Source organism: Photobacterium sp. GJ3, assembly GCF_018199995.1.
Classification (GTDB): domain Bacteria; phylum Pseudomonadota; class Gammaproteobacteria; order Enterobacterales; family Vibrionaceae; genus Photobacterium.
The window spans coordinates 190329-209173 of the sequence record NZ_CP073579.1 but is presented as its reverse complement, the minus strand read 5'-3'; the positions used below and the strand labels follow the sequence as shown (position 1 = coordinate 209173).

11 protein-coding genes and 1 pseudogene are annotated in these 18845 nt (G+C 53.4%); 1 reads left to right on the top strand and 11 read right to left on the bottom strand.

Features of this window, described 5'->3' with window-relative positions:
• Nucleotides 1–10 precede the first annotated feature (10 nt).
• Nucleotides 11–790, bottom strand: a complete 780-nt coding sequence (locus KDD30_RS17750; RefSeq protein ID WP_211651333.1) for an IclR family transcriptional regulator — start codon at nucleotides 788–790, stop codon at nucleotides 11–13.
• A 199-nt stretch (nucleotides 791–989) separates the two neighbouring features.
• On the opposite strand from KDD30_RS17750, the gene KDD30_RS17745 reads away from it, so the two are divergent.
• Nucleotides 990–1526: a peroxiredoxin-like family protein gene (locus KDD30_RS17745; RefSeq protein ID WP_211651332.1), complete on the top strand. Its 537-nt coding sequence runs from the start codon at nucleotides 990–992 to the stop codon at nucleotides 1524–1526.
• A 1998-nt stretch (nucleotides 1527–3524) separates the two neighbouring features.
• Here KDD30_RS17745 and KDD30_RS17740 read toward each other — a convergent pair.
• The 10 genes and pseudogenes from KDD30_RS17740 to KDD30_RS17695 all read right to left on the bottom strand — a co-directional run bounded on the left by KDD30_RS17740 (nucleotide 3525) and on the right by KDD30_RS17695 (nucleotide 18723).
• A complete protein-coding gene (locus tag KDD30_RS17740; RefSeq protein WP_211651331.1) occupies nucleotides 3525–5021 on the bottom strand; it encodes a CoA-acylating methylmalonate-semialdehyde dehydrogenase in 1497 nt (498 codons plus the stop codon).
• Nucleotides 5018–6184, bottom strand: a complete 1167-nt coding sequence (locus KDD30_RS17735) for an iron-containing alcohol dehydrogenase (protein ID WP_211651330.1) — start codon at nucleotides 6182–6184, stop codon at nucleotides 5018–5020. The genes KDD30_RS17740 and KDD30_RS17735 overlap by 4 nt, the downstream gene beginning before the upstream one ends.
• 2699 nt (nucleotides 6185–8883) lie before the next feature.
• Nucleotides 8884–10389, bottom strand: a complete 1506-nt coding sequence (locus KDD30_RS17730) for an FGGY-family carbohydrate kinase (RefSeq protein ID WP_211651329.1) — start codon at nucleotides 10387–10389, stop codon at nucleotides 8884–8886.
• Nucleotides 10390–10427: 38 nt separating this feature from the next.
• A complete protein-coding gene (locus tag KDD30_RS17725) occupies nucleotides 10428–11270 on the bottom strand; it encodes a class I fructose-bisphosphate aldolase (RefSeq protein WP_211651328.1) in 843 nt (280 codons plus the stop codon).
• On the bottom strand, nucleotides 11257–13011 hold the full coding sequence (locus KDD30_RS17720) for a glycerol-3-phosphate dehydrogenase/oxidase (RefSeq protein WP_211651327.1): 1755 nt from the start codon (nucleotides 13009–13011) through the stop codon (nucleotides 11257–11259). Before KDD30_RS17720 ends, KDD30_RS17725 begins: the two co-directional genes overlap by 14 nt.
• A 39-nt stretch (nucleotides 13012–13050) precedes the next feature.
• A pseudogene (locus KDD30_RS17715) lies at nucleotides 13051–14036 on the bottom strand (aldo/keto reductase).
• 45 nt (nucleotides 14037–14081) lie between these two features.
• Complete coding sequence (locus KDD30_RS17710) at nucleotides 14082–15038, bottom strand: sugar-binding transcriptional regulator (RefSeq protein WP_211651326.1); 957 nt, start codon at nucleotides 15036–15038, stop codon at nucleotides 14082–14084.
• 13 nt (nucleotides 15039–15051) lie between these two features.
• Nucleotides 15052–15993 (bottom strand): ABC transporter permease, encoded by a 942-nt coding sequence (locus KDD30_RS17705; protein ID WP_249199462.1) that lies wholly within the window; start codon nucleotides 15991–15993, stop codon nucleotides 15052–15054.
• Between the two features lie 94 nt (nucleotides 15994–16087).
• A complete protein-coding gene (locus tag KDD30_RS17700) occupies nucleotides 16088–17617 on the bottom strand; it encodes a sugar ABC transporter ATP-binding protein (protein ID WP_211651324.1) in 1530 nt (509 codons plus the stop codon).
• 68 nt (nucleotides 17618–17685) lie between these two features.
• Entirely contained in the window at nucleotides 17686–18723 is a 1038-nt protein-coding gene (locus tag KDD30_RS17695; RefSeq protein WP_211651867.1) for a substrate-binding domain-containing protein, read from the bottom strand.
• Between the last annotated feature and the right edge of the window lie 122 nt (nucleotides 18724–18845).

Here is an 18845-nt window from a genome sequence, read left to right as displayed (position 1 = left end):
AAAACGACGATCAGCCATCTGTGAGCATGAGATCCATCATTTCTTCTGCGGCTTCCCGCATCGCCGGAAGATGGCTTTCCAGATCCATCAGCGATTGCCGCACCATCGGGCTGTGGCAGAACAGATAGCCCAACGTTAAACCATCCCGTGCGATGGGCACAGACACGGCAGCCATGCCATCAATAAACTCGCCATTATCGCGGCCATAACCCAGCGCTCGCACGGTTTTCAGTTCCTGCTCAAGCTGCGCTTTCTCAACCAGAGTATGTGCTGTGAAGACTTCCAGCGCGATATTATCCAGAATCACCTGCCGAACATGATCCGGCAGGGTCGCCAGATACAATTTTCCGGATGCCGTGGCGGCCAGCGGGACACTGCTGCCAACCGGCAGGTTAATTTGCAGCGGCCAATTGGTCTGAACCCGCTCAAAATAAAGCATTTCGATGCCGTTCGGCACAGAAACACCGCAGGTTTCCCCAATCTGAGCAGACAGTTTCTCTAACACCGCGGTTCGCTGGGATGCAAAAACCTTATTGCGTAATACGGCCAGAGCCATCTGGCGGAATTCTGGCCCGGCGATGATTTTTCTGAGCATATTTTCGCGCAAAATGCCCAGCGTTTTCAGCTGAGCCACCAGTTTTCCGATCGCCAGTTTCGGCAAGTCCATTGCTTCTGCGAGTTCATGTTGATCATACTGACCTTCATGTTCAGAAATAAAAGACAGAATTTGCAAGACACGTTCAATGGTCGACCCTTTTTCTTTCCGGGCCGCGGGCTTATTTGTCGTCATGGGCTTCAATCGATTTCTTTTTGAATCAGGTTATACACTTCATTGGTGCTGATCAATAACAGGTTCACGAACGACGCTGTGAGCGCGCTGTTTTGCCACAAGTCACCGTTTCGCAATCTAACCATGCCGACTGAAATAAATCGGACCCATCCCGTTCTAATGACCCAACAGATTTCAATGAAAACGAAGGACACATGTCATGGCGCTCAATCAACCTCAACCCGGCACGCCTTTTCCATCAATCCCGGTACAATTGCGTTCTGGTCAATCCATCTCTCTGGGGACGCCAGCCCAAGGCGCAGACTGGCGGCTGGTTGTGATCTATCGTGGCAAGCACTGCCCGCTCTGTACCCGTTACCTGAATCAGTTAGAGACCTTGAAAGCTGATCTGGCTGAAATCGGAGTGGATATCATCGCCGCCTCCATGGACAGTCAGGCACAGTTGGAAGCCCATCTTGAAGCACTGGATGTCTCGTTCCCGATTGCCTACGGACTCACCATTGCGCAGGCCCAGTCACTCGGGCTTTATCTGTCTGAACCCCGCTCCGCTCAGGAAACCGATCATGTCTTTGCGGAACCCGGTTTGTTTGTCATCAATGCGGAAGGCAAGATTCAAATTGCAGATTACTCCAATATCCCCTTCGCCAGACCCGATCTGAAAACTCTGGTCGCGGGCCTGCAGTGGCTGCGCACACCGGAAAACAACTATCCGGTTCGTGGGACGTATCAGGGATAAATCCGGCCTGAATCATTGGGATGGAGATATGGCGCGCTTGAGAGCAGTGCCAAATTCAGCATTTTAAATGCGCGCCAGATACGCTTTGCTGGCACAAAGCGTACCCAGAAATGCCTTTTTTTCTCTCATGTGGGCCGGGCCGGTTGTAGGCGCTCCCGGCGCCGACAACCTAAAAATTCATCCATGAATTTTTCCCTGGGGTTGTGATTCCCTTTATATATCGCCAAAGCAAAAAACCGTTATTCCCGCGCATTTCCCCCACATCGAAAATACTTAATTTCGTCATTCCCGCGCAGGCGGGAATCCATAAGGCGTCGGGCTCAAAGCGCGTTCACAACATCAATGAACAGATAAAATCCCAGCAAGGTTCAAGCCAATCTATAGAATCGTTCACTGCACCCAGACGAACCTTCAGCGCATCAACGTCACTGGGTTCCCGCCTGCGCGGGAACGACAAATCATTTTAAATTCATCGCCTTACCGTCATTCCCGCGCAGGCGGGAATCCATAGGGCGCTGGAATAAAATCATACGAAAAACATCATTGAACAGATCAAATCACAGCCAAGTTCAGCCGTTCTGTCGCATCGTTCACAGCACCCAGACGTGGCTTCGGCGCTTGAACGTCACTGGATTCCCGCCTTCGCGGGAACGACAAATCACTTTAAATTCATCGTCTTACCGTCATTCCCGCGCAGGCGGGAATCCATGGTGCGCTGGAATAAAATCACACGAAAATCATCATGGAACAGATAAAATCCCAGCAAGGCTCAGTCATTCTGTAGAATCGCTCACAGCGCCCAGACGTGGCTTCAGCGCATCAACGTCACTGGGTTCCCGCCTTCGCGGGAACGACAAATCATTTTAAATTCATCGCCTTACCGTCATTCCCGCGCAGGCGGGTATCCATAGAGCACCGGGCTACAAACACACGAAAATCATCATTGAACAGATCAAATCCCAGCAAGGTTCAAGTCAATCTATAGAATCGTTCACTGCACCCAGACGAGGCTTCGGCGCATCAACGTCACTGGGTTCCCGCCTTCGCGGGAACGACAAATCATTTTAAATTCATCGCCTTACCGTCATTCCCGCCTTCGCGGGAACGACAAATCACTTTAAATTCATCGTCTTACCGTCATTCCCGCGCAGGCGGGAATCCATGGTGCGCTGGAATAAAATCACACGAAAATCATCATTGAACAGATCAAATCCCAGCAAGGTTCAAGTCAATCTATAGAATCGTTCACTGCACCCAGACGAGGCTTCGGCGCATCAACGTCACTGGGTTCCCGCCTGCGCGGGAACGACAAATTTTATATAATTCATACGATTACTGTCATTCCCGCGCAGGCGGGAATCCATAGAGCGCAGGACTCAGAGCGCATTCACAACATCATTGCACAGATCAAATCACAGCCAAGTTCAGCCGTTCTGTCGCATCGTTCACAGCACCCAGACGTGGCTTCGGCGCATCAACGTCACTGGGTTCCCGCCTTCGCGGGAACGACAAATCACTTTAAATTCATCGCCTTACCGTCATTCCCGCGCAGGCGGGAATCCATAAAGCGCCGGGCTACAAACACACGAAAATCATCATTGAACAAATCAAATCCCAGCAAGGTTCAGTCATTCTGCAGAATCGTTCACAGCGCCCAGACGAGAATTCAGCGCATCAACGTCACTGGGTTCCCGCCTTCGCGGGAACGACGAAAATGAGACATGGTGCCCAGAGTCACTTACAATACACCGGATATCCAACCGCCGGGGTAGCAGTGAAATCGCTTCCGTAATGCAGCCATGAATGTTCTCCATGCGTGTGTAGAAAATCACCAGCGTCGAATTGAACCGCGGGGAAAACAGCATAGGGAACCCCTCAACCCGGCCACCAGCAACTCGGGTTATTTATAATTTCTGCAAGACTGAGCCAACGACAGTGCAGCATCACAACGCTGCAAACAGGCGGCTTCCTGCATTGGGAAGCCGCTCAGATGAGGGGTTATTTCATGGTGGGCATGATGAAGTCAGCCCCTTGTTGCTGGTGCTTCGGCCAGCGGGTAGTGATCGTTTTCATCCGGGTAAAGAATCGCACCCCATCGTTGCCGTGCATGTGCAGCGGTCCGAACAGAGAACGCTTCCAGCCGCCAAATGAATGGAATGCCATGGGAACCGGAATCGGTACATTAACACCAACCATGCCGACTTCAACCTGATCGCTGAAACGGCGGGCGGCTTCACCATCAGCGGTAAAGATTGCAGTGCCATTACCGAACTCATGGGCATTGATCAGCGCCAAGGCTTCATCCAGCGACTGCGCCCGCAACAGGGACAGAACCGGGCCGAAAATTTCTTCCCGGTAAATCGTCATTTTCGGGGTGACCTGATCAAACAGCGTCCCGCCGACAAAATAACCGCTTTCATAACCGGGCACTTGGTAATCTCTGCCATCCACCAGCAGCGTGGCCCCTTCAGCCTCGCCCTGATCAATGTAACCGCTCACTTTCTTCATGTGATCCTCGGTGATCAGCGGCCCCATTTCATTCTCAACCGCCTGCCCGTAGCCCGGCCCCACTCTCAGCTCGCGAATGCGGGCGGTGAGTTTCTCGGCCAGCCGGTCGCCGACCTCATCGCCAATCGCCACGGCGACAGAAACCGCCATACAACGCTCACCGGCGGCCCCGAAAGCGGCGCCCATCAGGGCGTTCATCGCCTGATCCAGATCCGCATCCGGCATCACCACCAAGTGATTTTTCGCTCCGCCCAGGGCCTGAACCCGCTTGCCATGTGCCGAGCCCTCGGCATAGATATATTCAGCAATCGGCGTGGACCCGACAAAACTGACTGCTTTGACACGCGGATCCCGAAGCAGCACATCCACCGAGGTTTTATCGCCCTGAACAACATTGAACACCCCTTTGGGTAGTCCAGCTTCTGTCAGCAGTTCTGCCAGCTTCAGTGCCGCAGAGGGATTCTTCTCTGAAGGTTTCAGAATGAAGGTGTTGCCGGTAGCCAGTGCAATCGGGAACATCCACATCGGCACCATGACCGGAAAGTTAAACGGCGTGATACCGGCACACACGCCGAGCGGCATCATCATCGAATAAGAATCCACCCCGGAACCGACATTGCGGCTGTGCTCCCCTTTCTGCAAATGCGGGATCCCGCAGGCAAACTCCACCACTTCCAGCCCGCGCGTCAATTCCCCGAGGGCATCGCTGTGTACTTTGCCATGTTCACGACTGATCAGCGCCGCCAGTTCGTCCATGTTTTGTTCCAGCAATGCTTTGAAACGAAACAGGATCCGGGAGCGATTCAGGGGAGTCATCTGCGCCCATGCCGGCCATGCTGCTTCGGCCGCTGCAATCGCCTGTTCAGTCTCCTGTACACTGGATAAACCGACTTCCTCAATCACGGTGCCGTTTGCCGGATCCGTCACAGGCAGACTGCGTCCGGAGTTCACTGCTGTCAGCTCACTGTTGATGTAATTTCCAATCATCCTTCACTCCATACTTTTTCATACAGTTCAATGACCTGTTCCTTGCTGGGGACACGCGGGTTGTTATTCGGGGAACCAGAAGCCAGCGCTTGTTCCGCCATGGTGTCCAGCAGGCTGAAATACTGTGCCTTGTTGATCCCGAATGCGGACAGAGTGGGCACTTTCAAATCCTGATTCAGTTGTCTGAGTTCAATCATCAGGCGCTCAACCGCTTCCTGATCGCTGATGATGTCGTCTGCCAGTCCCATGGCGCGTGCACATTCGGCATAACGCTCCAGGCTGGCTGAAATTGAGAATTCAGTGATCACCGGCAGCAACATGGCATTGCTCATGCCATGAGGTACATGGAAGTGGGCGCCAATCGGACGGCTCATACCATGCACCAGCGCGACCGAAGCATTTGAAAACGCCATTCCGGCCATGGTCGCACCCAGCATCAGTTTTTCTTTAGCCGCATGATTGCCGGGCTGATTCACCGCCTGACGTAAATTCGGCGCAATCAGACGCATTGCTGCCAGTGCCTGCTGATCGGTAAATGCACCGGCTTTGCCACTGACATAAGCCTCCATCGCGTGTGTCAGCGCATCAATGCCGGTATCCGCCGCAATCCGGGCCGGAACCGAAAGCGTCAGCTCATAGTCGATGATTGCGGCCCGGGGAATCAGGCCCGGCCCCATGCACAGCATTTTTTCGTCCGTCTCCTGATCCGTGATAATGGTCACCCGTGTCACCTCAGAGCCAGTCCCTGCCGTTGTCGGAATCGCAATCACGGGCAGAATGGCTTCTGTCACCACATGCGGGACTTTGTAGTCCTGCATTTTGCCGCCATGCTGTGCCAGCAGCCCGATTGCTTTGGCACTGTCGATAGCACTGCCGCCACCCAGAGCAATCAAGCAGTCATACTGGCCAGTCACGACCTGATCCACCGCCGGTAAAATCGAGGCTTCGGTCGGCTCCGGCTCCGTATCCAGAAAAACACCGCAAGCCATGCCTTTGGCCGCCAGCGAGTTCTGAACCCGCTTGACATACCCCAGCTCCGACATCACCTGATCCGTTACGATCAGGGGCTGGCTGCAGGCCAGCAATGCCATCATGTCTGCAACTTTGTCCAGCGCTCCGGCGCCAATCTCCATCAATCCGGGCATTACAATTCGTTGTGTCATCCCATTATCCTTATTCCATCAAGCAGTCACAGAATGAATATAGATTAAAATGATACAAAAAATATCAAAATAAATGATTTTTGAGAGATCAATCAGAATCGTGGATCGGCGGGATCAGGAAGGCAGTCCCGATGCAGATGCACGGGAATCAAGCGTCGCTGAAACTTAAATTTGTTTCAGCTGAGCTTGGCGCGTGTTGCTTAACGTCACTGGGTTCCCGCCTTCGCGGGAACGATTAATGGATTTAAATTCAATCACTTAACGTCATTCCCGCGCAGGCGGGAATCCATGGTGTGCTGGAATAAAATCACACGAAAAACATCATTGAACAGATCAAATCACAGCCAAGTTCAGCCGTTCTGTCGCATCGTTCACAGCACCCAGACGTGGCTTCGGCGCATGAACGTCACTGGGTTCCCGCCTTTGCGGGAACGACGAATGGATTTAAATTCAATTATTTACCGTCATTCCCGCGCAGGCGGGAATCCATAGGACGCAGGGCTCAAAGCGCGTTCACAACATCATTGCACAGATCAAATCACAGCCAAGTTCAGCCGTTCTGTAGCATCGTTCACAGCACCCAGACGAGGCTTCGGCGCATGAACGTCACTGGGTTCCCGCCTTTTCGGGAACGACGAATGACTTTAAATTCACCACCTTACCGTCATTCCCGCGCAGGCGGGAATCCATAGAGCGCCGGGCTGCAAACACACGAAAATCATCATTGAACAAATCAAATCCCAGCAAGGTTCAGTCATTCTGTCGAATCGTTCACAGCGCCCAGACGAGAATTCAGCGCATCAACGTCACTGGGTTCCCGCCTTCGCGGGAACGACGAATGGCTTTAAATTCAATCACTTAACGTCATTCCCGCGCAGGCGGGAATCCATAGAGCGCCGGGCTGCAAACACACGAAAATCATCATTGAACAAATCAAATCCCAGCAAGGTTCAGTCATTCTGTAGCATCGTTCACAGCGCCCAGACGAGAATTCAGCGCATCAACGTCACTGGGTTCCCGCCTTCGCGGGAACGACAAATCACTTTAAATTCATCGCCTTACCGTCATTCCCGCGCAGGCAGGAATCCATGGTGCGCTGGAATAAAATCACACGAAAAACATCATTGAACAGATAAAACCACAACAAAGTTCAGTCCTTCTGTCGCATCGTTCACAGCGTTCAGACGAGGCTTCGGCGCATCAACGTCACTGGGTTCCCGACTTCGCGGGAACGACGAATGGCTTTAAATTCAATCATTTACCGTCATTCCCGCGCAGGCGGGAATCCATGGTGCGCTGGAATAAAATCACACGAAAAACATCATTGAACAGATAAAACCACAACAAAGTTCAGTCCTTCTGTCACATCGTTCACAGCACCCAGACGAGGCTTCGGCGCATGAACGTCACTGGGTTCCCGCCTTCGCGGGAACGACTAATGGCTTTAAATTCAATCATTTACCATCATTCCCGCGCAGACGGGAATCCATAGGGCGCAGGGCTCAAAGCGCATTCACAACATCATTGCACAGATCAAATCACAGCCAAGTTCAGCCGTTCTGTCGAATCGTTCACAGCGCCCAGACGAGAATTCAGCGCATCAACGTCACTGGGTTCCCGCCTTCGCGGGAACGACGAATTCCTTTAAATTCAATAATTTACCGTCATTCCCGCGCAGGCGGGAATCCATGGTGCGCTGGAATAAAATCACACGAAAAGCATCATTGAACAGATAAAACCACAACAAAGTTCAGTCCTCCTGTCGCATCGTTCACAGCACCCAGACGTGGCTTCGGCGCATGAACGTCACTGGGTTCCCGCCTTCGCGGGAACGATGAATGGATTTAAATTCAATCACTTAACGTCATTCCCGCGCAGGCAGGAATCCATGGTGCGCTGGAATAAAATCACACGAAAAACATCATTGAACAAATCAAATCCCAGCAAGGTTCAGTCATTCTGTCGAATCGTTCACAGCGCCCAGACGAGAATTCAGCGCATCAACGTCACTGGGTTCCCGCCTTCGCGGGAACGACGAACTCATTTAAATTCAATCATTTATCGTCATTACCGCGCAGCGGGAATCCATGGTGCGCTGGAATAAAATCACACGAAAAACATCATTGAACAGATCAAATCACAGCCAAGTTCAGCCGTTCTGTCGAATCGTTCACAGCGCCCAGACGAGAATTCAGCGCATCAACGTCACTGGGTTCCCGCCTTCGCGGGAACGACGAATGACTTTAAATTCACCACCTTACCGTCATTCCCGCGCAGGCGGGAATCCATAGAGCGCCGGGCTGCAAACACACGAAAATCATCATTGAACAGATAAAACCACAACAAAATTCAGTCATTCTGTAGCATCGTTCACAGCACCCAGACGAGAATTCAGCGCATCAACGTCACTGGGTTCCCACCTTCGCGGGAACAACAAATTCCTTTAAATTCAATCATTTACCGTCATCCCCGCTCAGACGGGAATCCATAGAGCGCCGGGCTGCAAACACACGAAAATCATCATTGAACAAATCAAATCACAGCCAAGTTCAGCCGTTCTGTAGCATCGTTCACAGCACCCAGACGTGGCTTCGGCGCTTGAACGTCACTGGGTTCCCGCCTTCGCGGGAACGACTAAGCCTTTATCAATCATCACATTACCGTCATTCCAGCGACAGCGAGGATCTGGACGCCATGGGTTAGATGTCGTTCAGATCCACATTTTTCAGGGCCAGAGACACGGCAAGATAGCGTGCATAACGCTTCATTAGCACAGCCTGAACCTGTAGACGGGGCAGGATTGGGGCATTCAGTTTGGCCATTTTTTGAACCGCCAGTCCCAGATCGGTGAAGCACCCGGCCCCTGTTGCGGCAGCCATCGCAGCCCCTCTTGCGCCCGCTTCTGAACAGTCGGATGTGTAAATGTCCACGTTCAGGACATCGGCAAACAGCTGGCTCCAGAATGGACTCCGGGCTGCGCCACCGCTGAGGACGGCTTTTTCAAAGGCTTGTCCGGACTGCCGCAGACGGCTGACATGTTCCAGATGGCCGAAGACGATGCCTTCATACACGGCATAGAGGAGATCCGATTTCTGATGCCACCCGGCCAACCCGAAAAAATTGCCCTGGACGGGCTGATTATCACAGGCACCGTACAGATACGGATGAAACAAGGGCAGATCTTCGGTCAGTGTTGTGGATGCCACCTGCTGATTCAGGACCGCGAAAAAGTCCGATGCTTCGGCTTCAGCCTGCTGTTTTTCCTCCCGGTAAAACTGGCTGATAAACCACTCCAGGTTCGACGCCGAAGTCGCGCTGGATTCCACCGCCAGATAACGCTGGCCGGGAAAATCACAGCTCATGAAAATATCCCGTCCCGGCAAGGTGTCTGAAACAACCTGATTGATGCTCCAGGAACCGGCAATAATTGAAGCAGCTTGAGATTGCCAGACACCAGATCCCAGCGCACAAGCCACAATGTCAAAACAACCATTGACGACGGGTGTCCCGAATTTCAGCCCGGTCAGCGCCGCAGCTTCCATACTGATATGACCCATCACATCCTGACACTGCCCGGGCGACGGAATACACGGCACCATCTCTTCAATGTCCAAGGCACGCAGCAAAGTTCCGGACACCGCCCCGGCGGAGAAGTCATACAAGCCTGACGCACTGAGATCGCCGGTTTCGGTGGCGATCTCTCCGGTCAGACAGAAGTTCAGATAATCCTTACAAAACAGCACGTGACCGATACAGTGATAGGTCTCCGGCTGATGTTGTTTCAGCCAGCACAGCAGTGTGGCCGATTGTGCCGGCCACACACCCTGACGATTCAGTTCCTGAATCAAATCGTCCATTGGGCTTTGCCGGAGTGCGTCGACCAGCGCATTGGCCCGGCAGTCCAGGGATTTAATCGCCAGCATTGGCATCTGGTCCTGATCGAGCAGATACAAACCATTCCCGTGGCCGCTGCAGCCAACCGCTGCGATGTGTTCCGGCGAAACTCCCTGTTCAGCCAGTAATTGGCGAATTAGCACCGAGCACTGATGCCAGAGCTGCACCATATCGCACTGCGTAAACCCCGGTGCGGGAAAATAGGTGGCCACTTTATCGCCCTGTGCCCCGATTTCATGGCCCTGCAAATCAAACAGTGCCACTTTAATGCCCGTATTCCCGCAATCGATCCCCAGTACGTATGGTGCCATGCCCTGTTCCTTCTTCTCGTCATTACTGTGAATGAAGTTTATTGCTGCTGGTAAATACTCAGTGCCTCAGACACACTGACCCCCTGATGAATCATCGCCATAAACGCTTTTACGATCCGGTTTGGATTCGGGTGCTGATAAATATTCCGGCCGTAGACCATGCCCACCGCGCCCTGATCGAGCAACTGACGCGCTTTACTGAACACCACTTCGATATCTTCTTTCCCGCCACCACGCACCAGCACCGGACAACGGGCTGCTTCAACGACACGGTGGAAATCTTCCGCATGACGGGTGGGATCCGCTTTGATGATGTCTGCACCCATTTCCCGGGCCAGACGGACCAAGGTGACAATTTTTTCAACGTCACCATCAACGCCATAAGCCTGACCGCTGCTGGCTGGCTGCATGACCAGCGGTTCGATCATCAGCGGCATCCCGTATTTCTCACAGTCATTTTTCACCTTGCTGATATTCAGCACACACTGACGGAACAGATCAGGTTCATCCGGCAACATGAACAGATTGACAACCACACAGGCGGCGTCCATTCTCAGGGCCTGCAAAACCGGCTCCTGCTCGTTCTGCATCACGGCCCACATGTGACGATGACGGATGGTGTTGTAGGGATTCCCCATATCGAGGCGCATCACCAGCGCCGGTTTGTCTTTGCCATTGGCTGTTTGCAGCAAGTCACTCTGACCATAATTCATCTGAATCGCATCGGGCTTTGCTTCCACCAGCTGACCCACCACAGCATCCATATTTTCGAGGCCATTGAGAAAAGAAGGCTCATTACAGACGCCGTGGTCAATGGCAACATCCAGACAGCGCCCGTTCTGAAACAGCCGGTTCATCCTGACTTTGTTACTGATATACATAATTTCCTCCTGAAAAAGACCCGGCCCAGATTTGTTCAACCGCTTCGGCATTGACATCCAGACCATGGTATTCGCGTAACTGACGACAGCTCTCTGCCAGATCTCGTTTCGTTTCCTGTGCGTTCCATCCCAGCTGCCGGGCGACCAGTGCGGTCACTTCAGCCAGCACTGCGTGATTCACTCTGCCCTGAATCGCAACCGATGTGCGGCGTTGCAGCACATCCAGCGTCCGGCACACGGATTCATGATGAATCAGATAAGCAATTTCCCGTTCACTGTAATCCGGCAGGCTCTCCAGCGGGGCATCCTGCTGCGCGGTGAGATCATCCAGCATGTGCAGACATGATGTGCCATAGCGCGTCAGTAACTGGGTGAATCGTGTCTGACTCAGGCCATATTGATTCACCACATCCTGTATCAGGGCCTGTCGCTCAATATCGGTCTGCGGAAAGCGAAATCCGCCGCCGATAGCCCGGTTCACCGTTGAAATCTCACGTTTGCGATGCAGGTCCGACAGAATCCGGTCTGCGACTTCAGCACCAAAAGCGCGGAACGTCGTCCATTTACCGCCTACCAGCGAGTACAGCGTGGCCTGACCGTCCTCCGTCGGTTCCACCTTGAGTGCATGACTCCGGGGAATCTGACCCGTGGTCGACGTTTTAACGGATGGCAGCGGCCGTACGCCACTGAAGCGGTACACAATATCTTCATGGCGAATGGTGAAATCCGGAAAAACGGCTTTCAGTGAATCCAGCATGTAATCCACTTCTTCTGTGGTACAGGTCACTGCATCCGGATCGGCGACCGGAATATCCGTAGACCCAATCAGTACATTGCCAAAATAGGGAAACAGAATGCAGACACGGCCTTCCGGGTTCTCATAAAACACCATATGTCCGTCCAGTTCCGCCAACAGCGCCGGATGGCGGACAATCATATGCGAGCCTTTGGTGCCCTGCAGATATCCCGAGGCCACCCCCAGCCGGTCATTAGTCTGATCCACCCAGGCCCCCGTCGCATTGACCAGCTTGTCTGTGGTGATCACTGCCGTTTCTCCGGTCAGGACATCCCGAATCGTCAACTGCTTCCCATCGCGGCCCACCAGCTCAGTGTAATTACAGGCAACACTGGCGCTGTCTTCCCCCGTGTCTTGCAGCACTTCCATCGCCAGCCGTTCCGGCGCGCTGATCCAGGCATCGAAGTAATCCGCGCTGCGAATCACGCCTGGTTCAAAGTGCGGCCAGCGTCGAATCGTTTCTGTCTTGGACAAGAAACGATGTTTCGGCAATTGCTGATCGTTCCGGGTGAAAAAATCGTAAAACCAGAGCCCGAGCTGAATCACCAGCGCCCCCCGGCGACTGGGTTTATCCATTAGCCCAGTAAAGTTAAACAGGGCATAGAACAAACCGGACCAGCGAGAGAAGATTGGAATGGTCGTCACCAATGGTTTCACCACATGGGGGGCATTGGTCAGCAGCCGGTTCCGCTCCGCCAGCGATTCCCGCACCAGTGCAAACTCTCCGTTTTCCAGATACCGCAGGCCACCGTGAATCATGCGGGACAATGCAGCACTGGCTTTACTGCAAAAATCATCTTTTTCCACCAGCAGGACTTTGACGCCCTGTAACGACAGCTCGCGATAGACGCTGATCCCGTTGATGCCGCCCCCGACAATCACAACATCAAAGGATTGTTCCCGGGGTAAACGTCCTTGCCTGTTTTCCTTTCCGTAACCCGCCATGCTGATCCCCTTGGTTTACAATTGTGGATAGGGTGTCGGTCAGTCCGCCTGAACCAGACTCAGGTGCTGTGCGATCTGAGCGCTGATCAGATCAGCATCCGCCGCGGCTAAGTTCACTTCTCCGGCACGGGCGTTTTCAGCCGCCTGAGCCGGATGTCGCGCACCACATAAGGCGTAAGTGATCCCGGGTTGCGTCAGCGTCCAGGCAATCACCAGTTGCGCAACGGTGATCCCGTAGTCCTGTGCCAGCGGGAGAACGGATTCACAGAACTGCTGAACTTTGCGACGGTTCTCCTGAGAAAAGAGCGGGTTAGTCAGCCGCTGATCATCCCCTTCAAACGTCCGGTCGGCGGAAATTTTTCCGCTCAGTAAACCCAGCGCCAGAGATGAATAACTGAGGCAGGAAACCTCGGTTGCTTGGGTATGCGGCAGTAACTGCTGCTCAAGTCCGCGTTCGATCATGTTGTACTTTTCCTGGACCGCATCGACCGTGCCAAACTGCTGATAAGCCTTGAGTTCTGCCAGACTGACATTACTGACCCCAATCGCCCGGATTTTGCCCTGCTGTTTGAGCGCCATCAGTGCAGACATGGTTTCTTCCACTGGCGTGGTCGGGTCCTGCCAGTGCGTGATGTAAAGATCGATATAATCGGTGCCCAGACGACGCAGGCTTTGTTCCAGCTCGTACTGAATGGCGTCCCGGCCCAGATAACGGTGGACCTTCTGGCCTTCTTCATCAAAAAAGTGATTCCCTTTCTGGGTATGCCAGACCAGACCGCATTTGGTCGCCAGCACCACTTTGTCCCGCTGTCCCTGAATCGCTTTTCCGACCAGCGTTTCGGAACGGCCCAGGCCATAAGCAGGCGCAGTATCAATCAGTGAAACGCCGCAGGTGATCGATTCCTGAATCGCAGCAATGGCGTCTTTCTCATTGGTGCCACCCCACATCCAGCCCCCATGGCCCAGGTGCCCAGGCCAATCACTGATGCATCAATGCCGGATTTCCCCAACTGTCTTGTGTTCATGGTCATCCCTCTCTGGGTTATGTGTTTGAATGAATATCGCTGGTCTTAAGCGTCCAGCACCGCCTGCGCGGTCAGCTCATCGGTGATCAGCGTATTGAGAAATCCGCCCCGCAGCGCGGCTTGAATCGGTGCGACCTTCTCTGCCCCGGCAGCCACCCCGATGCTGACCGGGATCTGCCGCAGCTCCTCCAGTGTCAGCCCGACCAGCTTGTCGTTCAGTGCAGGAATGCAGGCTTCGCCGGATGCATCAAATAAGTGGGCAAAGACTTCCCCTTTACACTGGCTTTCCGCAACCCGTGATTTCTCGCCATTGACCCAGTGCCGCAGGTCAAAATAACTTTCATCCCCTTTGGCAACGGCACCAATCCCCGCCAGCGCAATATCCGCATGACGAGCCAGTTCAAGAACTTCTCTGGACGCACGCATGTTCACCAGCATGTCCCGGTCGGACTGGGTGTCCGCGAATAAGGGCGCATGCAATTGCAGGGATTTCCCGCCCAGTTTCTCTGCCAGCGCAGAAGCCAGGTAGTTCACATCCGTGAAATGGCGTCCCTGAACCCCGCCGGTCGCCGGGACGACCGTCACCGCCATGTTTTTCACCGGCTTCATCACCGCCACAATTCTGGCGAGGGCTTTTCCGCCACTGATGCAAATCACATCCTTCTTCCGCAGCGTTTCCAGCAGATAGTTCGCGGTCATCTCAGCAATCTGCGTGAACGCCACCGCCTGATCCGCTCCGTAAGAAGGACAGAGAACGGCTTTGCTCAGTCCGGTGCTGGCGATGAGTTGCTTTTCCAGACCCAGCACGCCCACATGGGGAATATTGAGAATAATTTCGACCAGTCCTTCTTCTCTCGCCTGCCGGATAATCCGATTCACTTTGGCCGGTGACAGATCCAGTGTTTTTGAGATTTCAGCCTGACTGCGGTTTTCCTTGTAATGAAAGAACAGCACCTGACTCACCAGACGGGAAACCTCCTGCGTTTTGATGGTGGTTTGCATCGGCTCACTCTCCTCAGGATTTGGCTTTCGACTTCTGGTGCAGGTGATGGTCAATGGCCACAGCAGCCAGCAGAATCAAGCCTTTAATGAACTCCTGCCAGTACACCGAAACATCCAGCAGAATCAGGGAACTGGAGACAACGCTCAGCAACGCAATGCCCAGAATCGCCCCGAAAATGGTCCCTTCGCCGCCTTTCAGGCTGGCGCCACCGATCACGGCTGCAGCAATAATGTTCAGTTCCAGCCCGACGCCGAAGTTGGGAGTCGCGGCCCCGAACTTCGACATATAAATAATGCCCGCCAGACCACAGAGCGCCGAGGAGAGCACAGTCACATAGAGTTTGACTTTGTTGGTGTTCACGCCGGAATACTGCGCGGCTTTTTCATTGCTGCCGGTGTAGAAAATTTTGCGGAAGGCTTTGGCGTTCCGCAGCAGGAAATCACTGATGATGATCACCACAAAGAAAATGATGATGGAAAACGGCACCCCGAACAGCGTGCCCTGCCCGATGAATTTGAACTCAGGCGGCAGGGTGAACAGCGAAATCGGGGTACCCTGAGTAATGATCATACTGGCGCCACGGGCCAGCCCCATGAATGCCAGCGTCACAATGAAGTGATGCAGGCCCAGGCGGGTCACGCACATGCCCATCAGCCAGCCGATAAAACCACTGAAGCCGATCGACGCCAGACTCGCCAGCCAGGGATTCATGCCCAGAATGAACAGCTTGGCCGCAAATACCATGGCCAGACACATCACGGCGCCGACCGACAGGTCGATCCCGCCGACAATGAGCAGCATGGTCATGCCGACCACCACAATGCCTTCCGTTGAGAAAGACAACAGCATGGCTTTCATATTGGCCCACGTCAGGAAGTACGGTGACGCGAAGCTCATCCCGATGAACAGCGCCACAATAATCAGAATCAGGGTGAATTCCCGCATCTGACTCATCCGAATCAGTGCATCTTTCAGCGACCTTTTTTTACGGTCGACCGAGGCGTTGGGTGTAGAAACATGTTGTATGGTCATGATGATTTCTCCTGCATTACGCCTGGACAGATTCCTGCGCCATCTCAGCTGAGCCCGAGGCGAGGTGCATGATATGTTGTTCTGTTATCTGCTCACCGGTGAGAATGCCCATCTGTCTGGATTCACGCATCACCATGACGCGGTCACTCAGGCCGATCACTTCCGGCAGTTCAGATGAGATTACAATGATGCCGACGCCAGCCTGAGCCAGTTCGCGAATCAGTTTATGGATTTCGGATTTCGCGCCGACGTCGATCCCCCGGGTCGGCTCATCCAGAATGATGAGTCTGGGATTCACCGACAGAATTTTGGCCAGCGCGACTTTCTGCTGATTCCCGCCGCTCAGTGAGGACGCTTTGTGGTACAGGCTGCCACTTTTCAGGTTCAGGCGATCGGTGAGCGTTTGTGCCTGATTGAATTCTTTCTCTTTGCGGATCAGGCCATTCTCGCTGACCTGTTCCAGCCGGAGGGCAGACACATTCGCAGCAATCGAGAGATCCAGGAACAGCCCTTCTTCTTTCCGGTCCTCCGAGAGGTAAACAATGCCCAGATCGATCGCATCCCGGTAATGGCGGATGGTGACCGGCTGACCGTGAAAATGAATCTCGCCGCTGTGTCTGGGCATTAATCCGCACAGGCCTTTCACCATTTCAGAACGGCCCGCGCCAATCAGCCCGGCAATCCCGAAAATTTCGCCCTGATGCACATTAAAGGTGACATCAACAAATTGCTGTCCATCCGACAGGCCACCAACACCGAGCATCACCGGATTGGTTGCCACGTCACCCTCGAATTTGGGTGGGTACAGATTGGCGATTTCCCGCCCGACCAACCGCTGCACAATCGCCTGCGGCGTCGTCTCTTCAATGCGTTGGGTATCGATATAATGTCCGTCGCGGAACACGCTGACCCGGTCGCATTGCTCAAAAATTTCTGCCATTCGGTGACTGATATAAATGATGCTGATCCCCTGCGCCTTCAGTTGTTTCATGATGGCAAACAGGATCTCCGTTTCCTGATCGGTCAAAGCAGCTGTCGGTTCATCCAGAATCAGGATTTTGCAGTCCAGCACCAGGGCTTTGGCAATTTCCACCAGTTGCTGGTTGGAAATCGTCAGATCAGACACCCGTTGTCTGGGATCGATATCCGCCAGTTGGCGAATCACCGCTTCAGCTTCACGGTACAACGCTTTGTAATCCACCAGCCAGCCCGGTGTCCTGTTGATCTTGGCCATCATGATGTTTTCAGCAACCGAGACATCGGTACACAGCGCAATTTCCTGATGCACAAAGCCGATCCCGAATTTCTGTGCCTCCAGCGGGTTGCTGACGACAACTTTTTTGCCATCGATATAAATGTCACCACTGTCCGGCTGGTGGATCCCATCAATGATTTTCATCAGGGTTGATTTCCCAGCCCCGTTTTCACCCGCAATGGCATGTACTTCGCCCGGCAGCAGGTCGAATTGAATCTGGTTCAGCGCTATCGTCGACCCAAAGGTTTTGGTGACATTCCGGATTTCAAGGACGGGTGTTTGATTTGACATGTCCACCGTCTCTCCTCCATGAGTAAGCTGAGGGAACAGGCCCGCCAGGCGGGCCTTGCGTTGATGTATTACTCGTTAATCCCTTTGGTGCCGCGCTTCGTCAGATACTTGTCCCAGTAGAAGTCATCGGCGTTGTCTTTGGTCACAATGGCGAAACCGTTGTCGACAAAAGGCACACCCATCGGGTTGTAACCCGCACGCTTGTAGTCATTCATCGGATCAATCATCTTCGAGTGTGCCGCCATGTAGAGCAGCATCATCCCCATGTAGCCCTGCATGCCCTGATTCGGGTTTACCGCACCAAAAATTTCACCCTGCTTGATCATGTCGAGAATTTTGGCATTCACGTCGGCATTAAAGACACGAATGTTTTTACCCAATTCTTTCGCTGCCTGAGCTGCACCCATGGCAGAGGTTGCTTCAGGCATAAAGACAGCGCCCAGGTTCGGATGCGCCTGCGCCATCGTCATCACGGCGTTGTAGGCTTTGGTGGCATCGGTATTACTGGCAGCACGGGACACCAGCTTCATGTCAGGCCACTTCGACTTCATCCGTGCAATAAAGGCAGAGACCCGTCTGTCGTGGTTATCCTGTCCCGGATTCTCCAGCACCGCGTATTCCCCTTTACCGCCCATATCTTCTGCAATGGTATCTGCGGCATATTTCCCTTCTTCGTCGTTATCCGAAGTAATAAAGGACACACGTTTACTGTTGGGTGAGTCTGCCGCGAAAGTCACCACGGGAATCCCCATTTCTGCAGCACGATTGATCGGTTCAATGAATGGATCCGGGTTCATGGGATGCAGCAGGATCCCGGCTGGTTTTTTAGCCAGTATTTGCTCAAACGACGCCAGCTGCTTATTCACGTCATATTCAGGCGTGCCGGTGTACACCGTTTTACACCCCATTGAGCGGGCGGCTTGCTTCATCATTTCGTAGACCGGGAACCAGTATTCCACCCCGGACACCATCACATTCATGTAATAGGTTTCGCCCGGCTTACACTGAAAAGCCGTGGGTGCTTTGGTCTCGGCCATGGCCGGTGAGGTAGCGGACAGGATGGATAATGCGACAGTCGCGGTAGCAGCCTGCAGCGTTTTCTTCATGACACGTAACTTGCTCATCCCACTCTCCTTTGTTTGGGGGATTGTGAACATTCAACCTACTGCCATCAGCTTGTACGACCGGACCCAAGCTTCAGATTGAGAGATAAACCAGTGAATGAAAT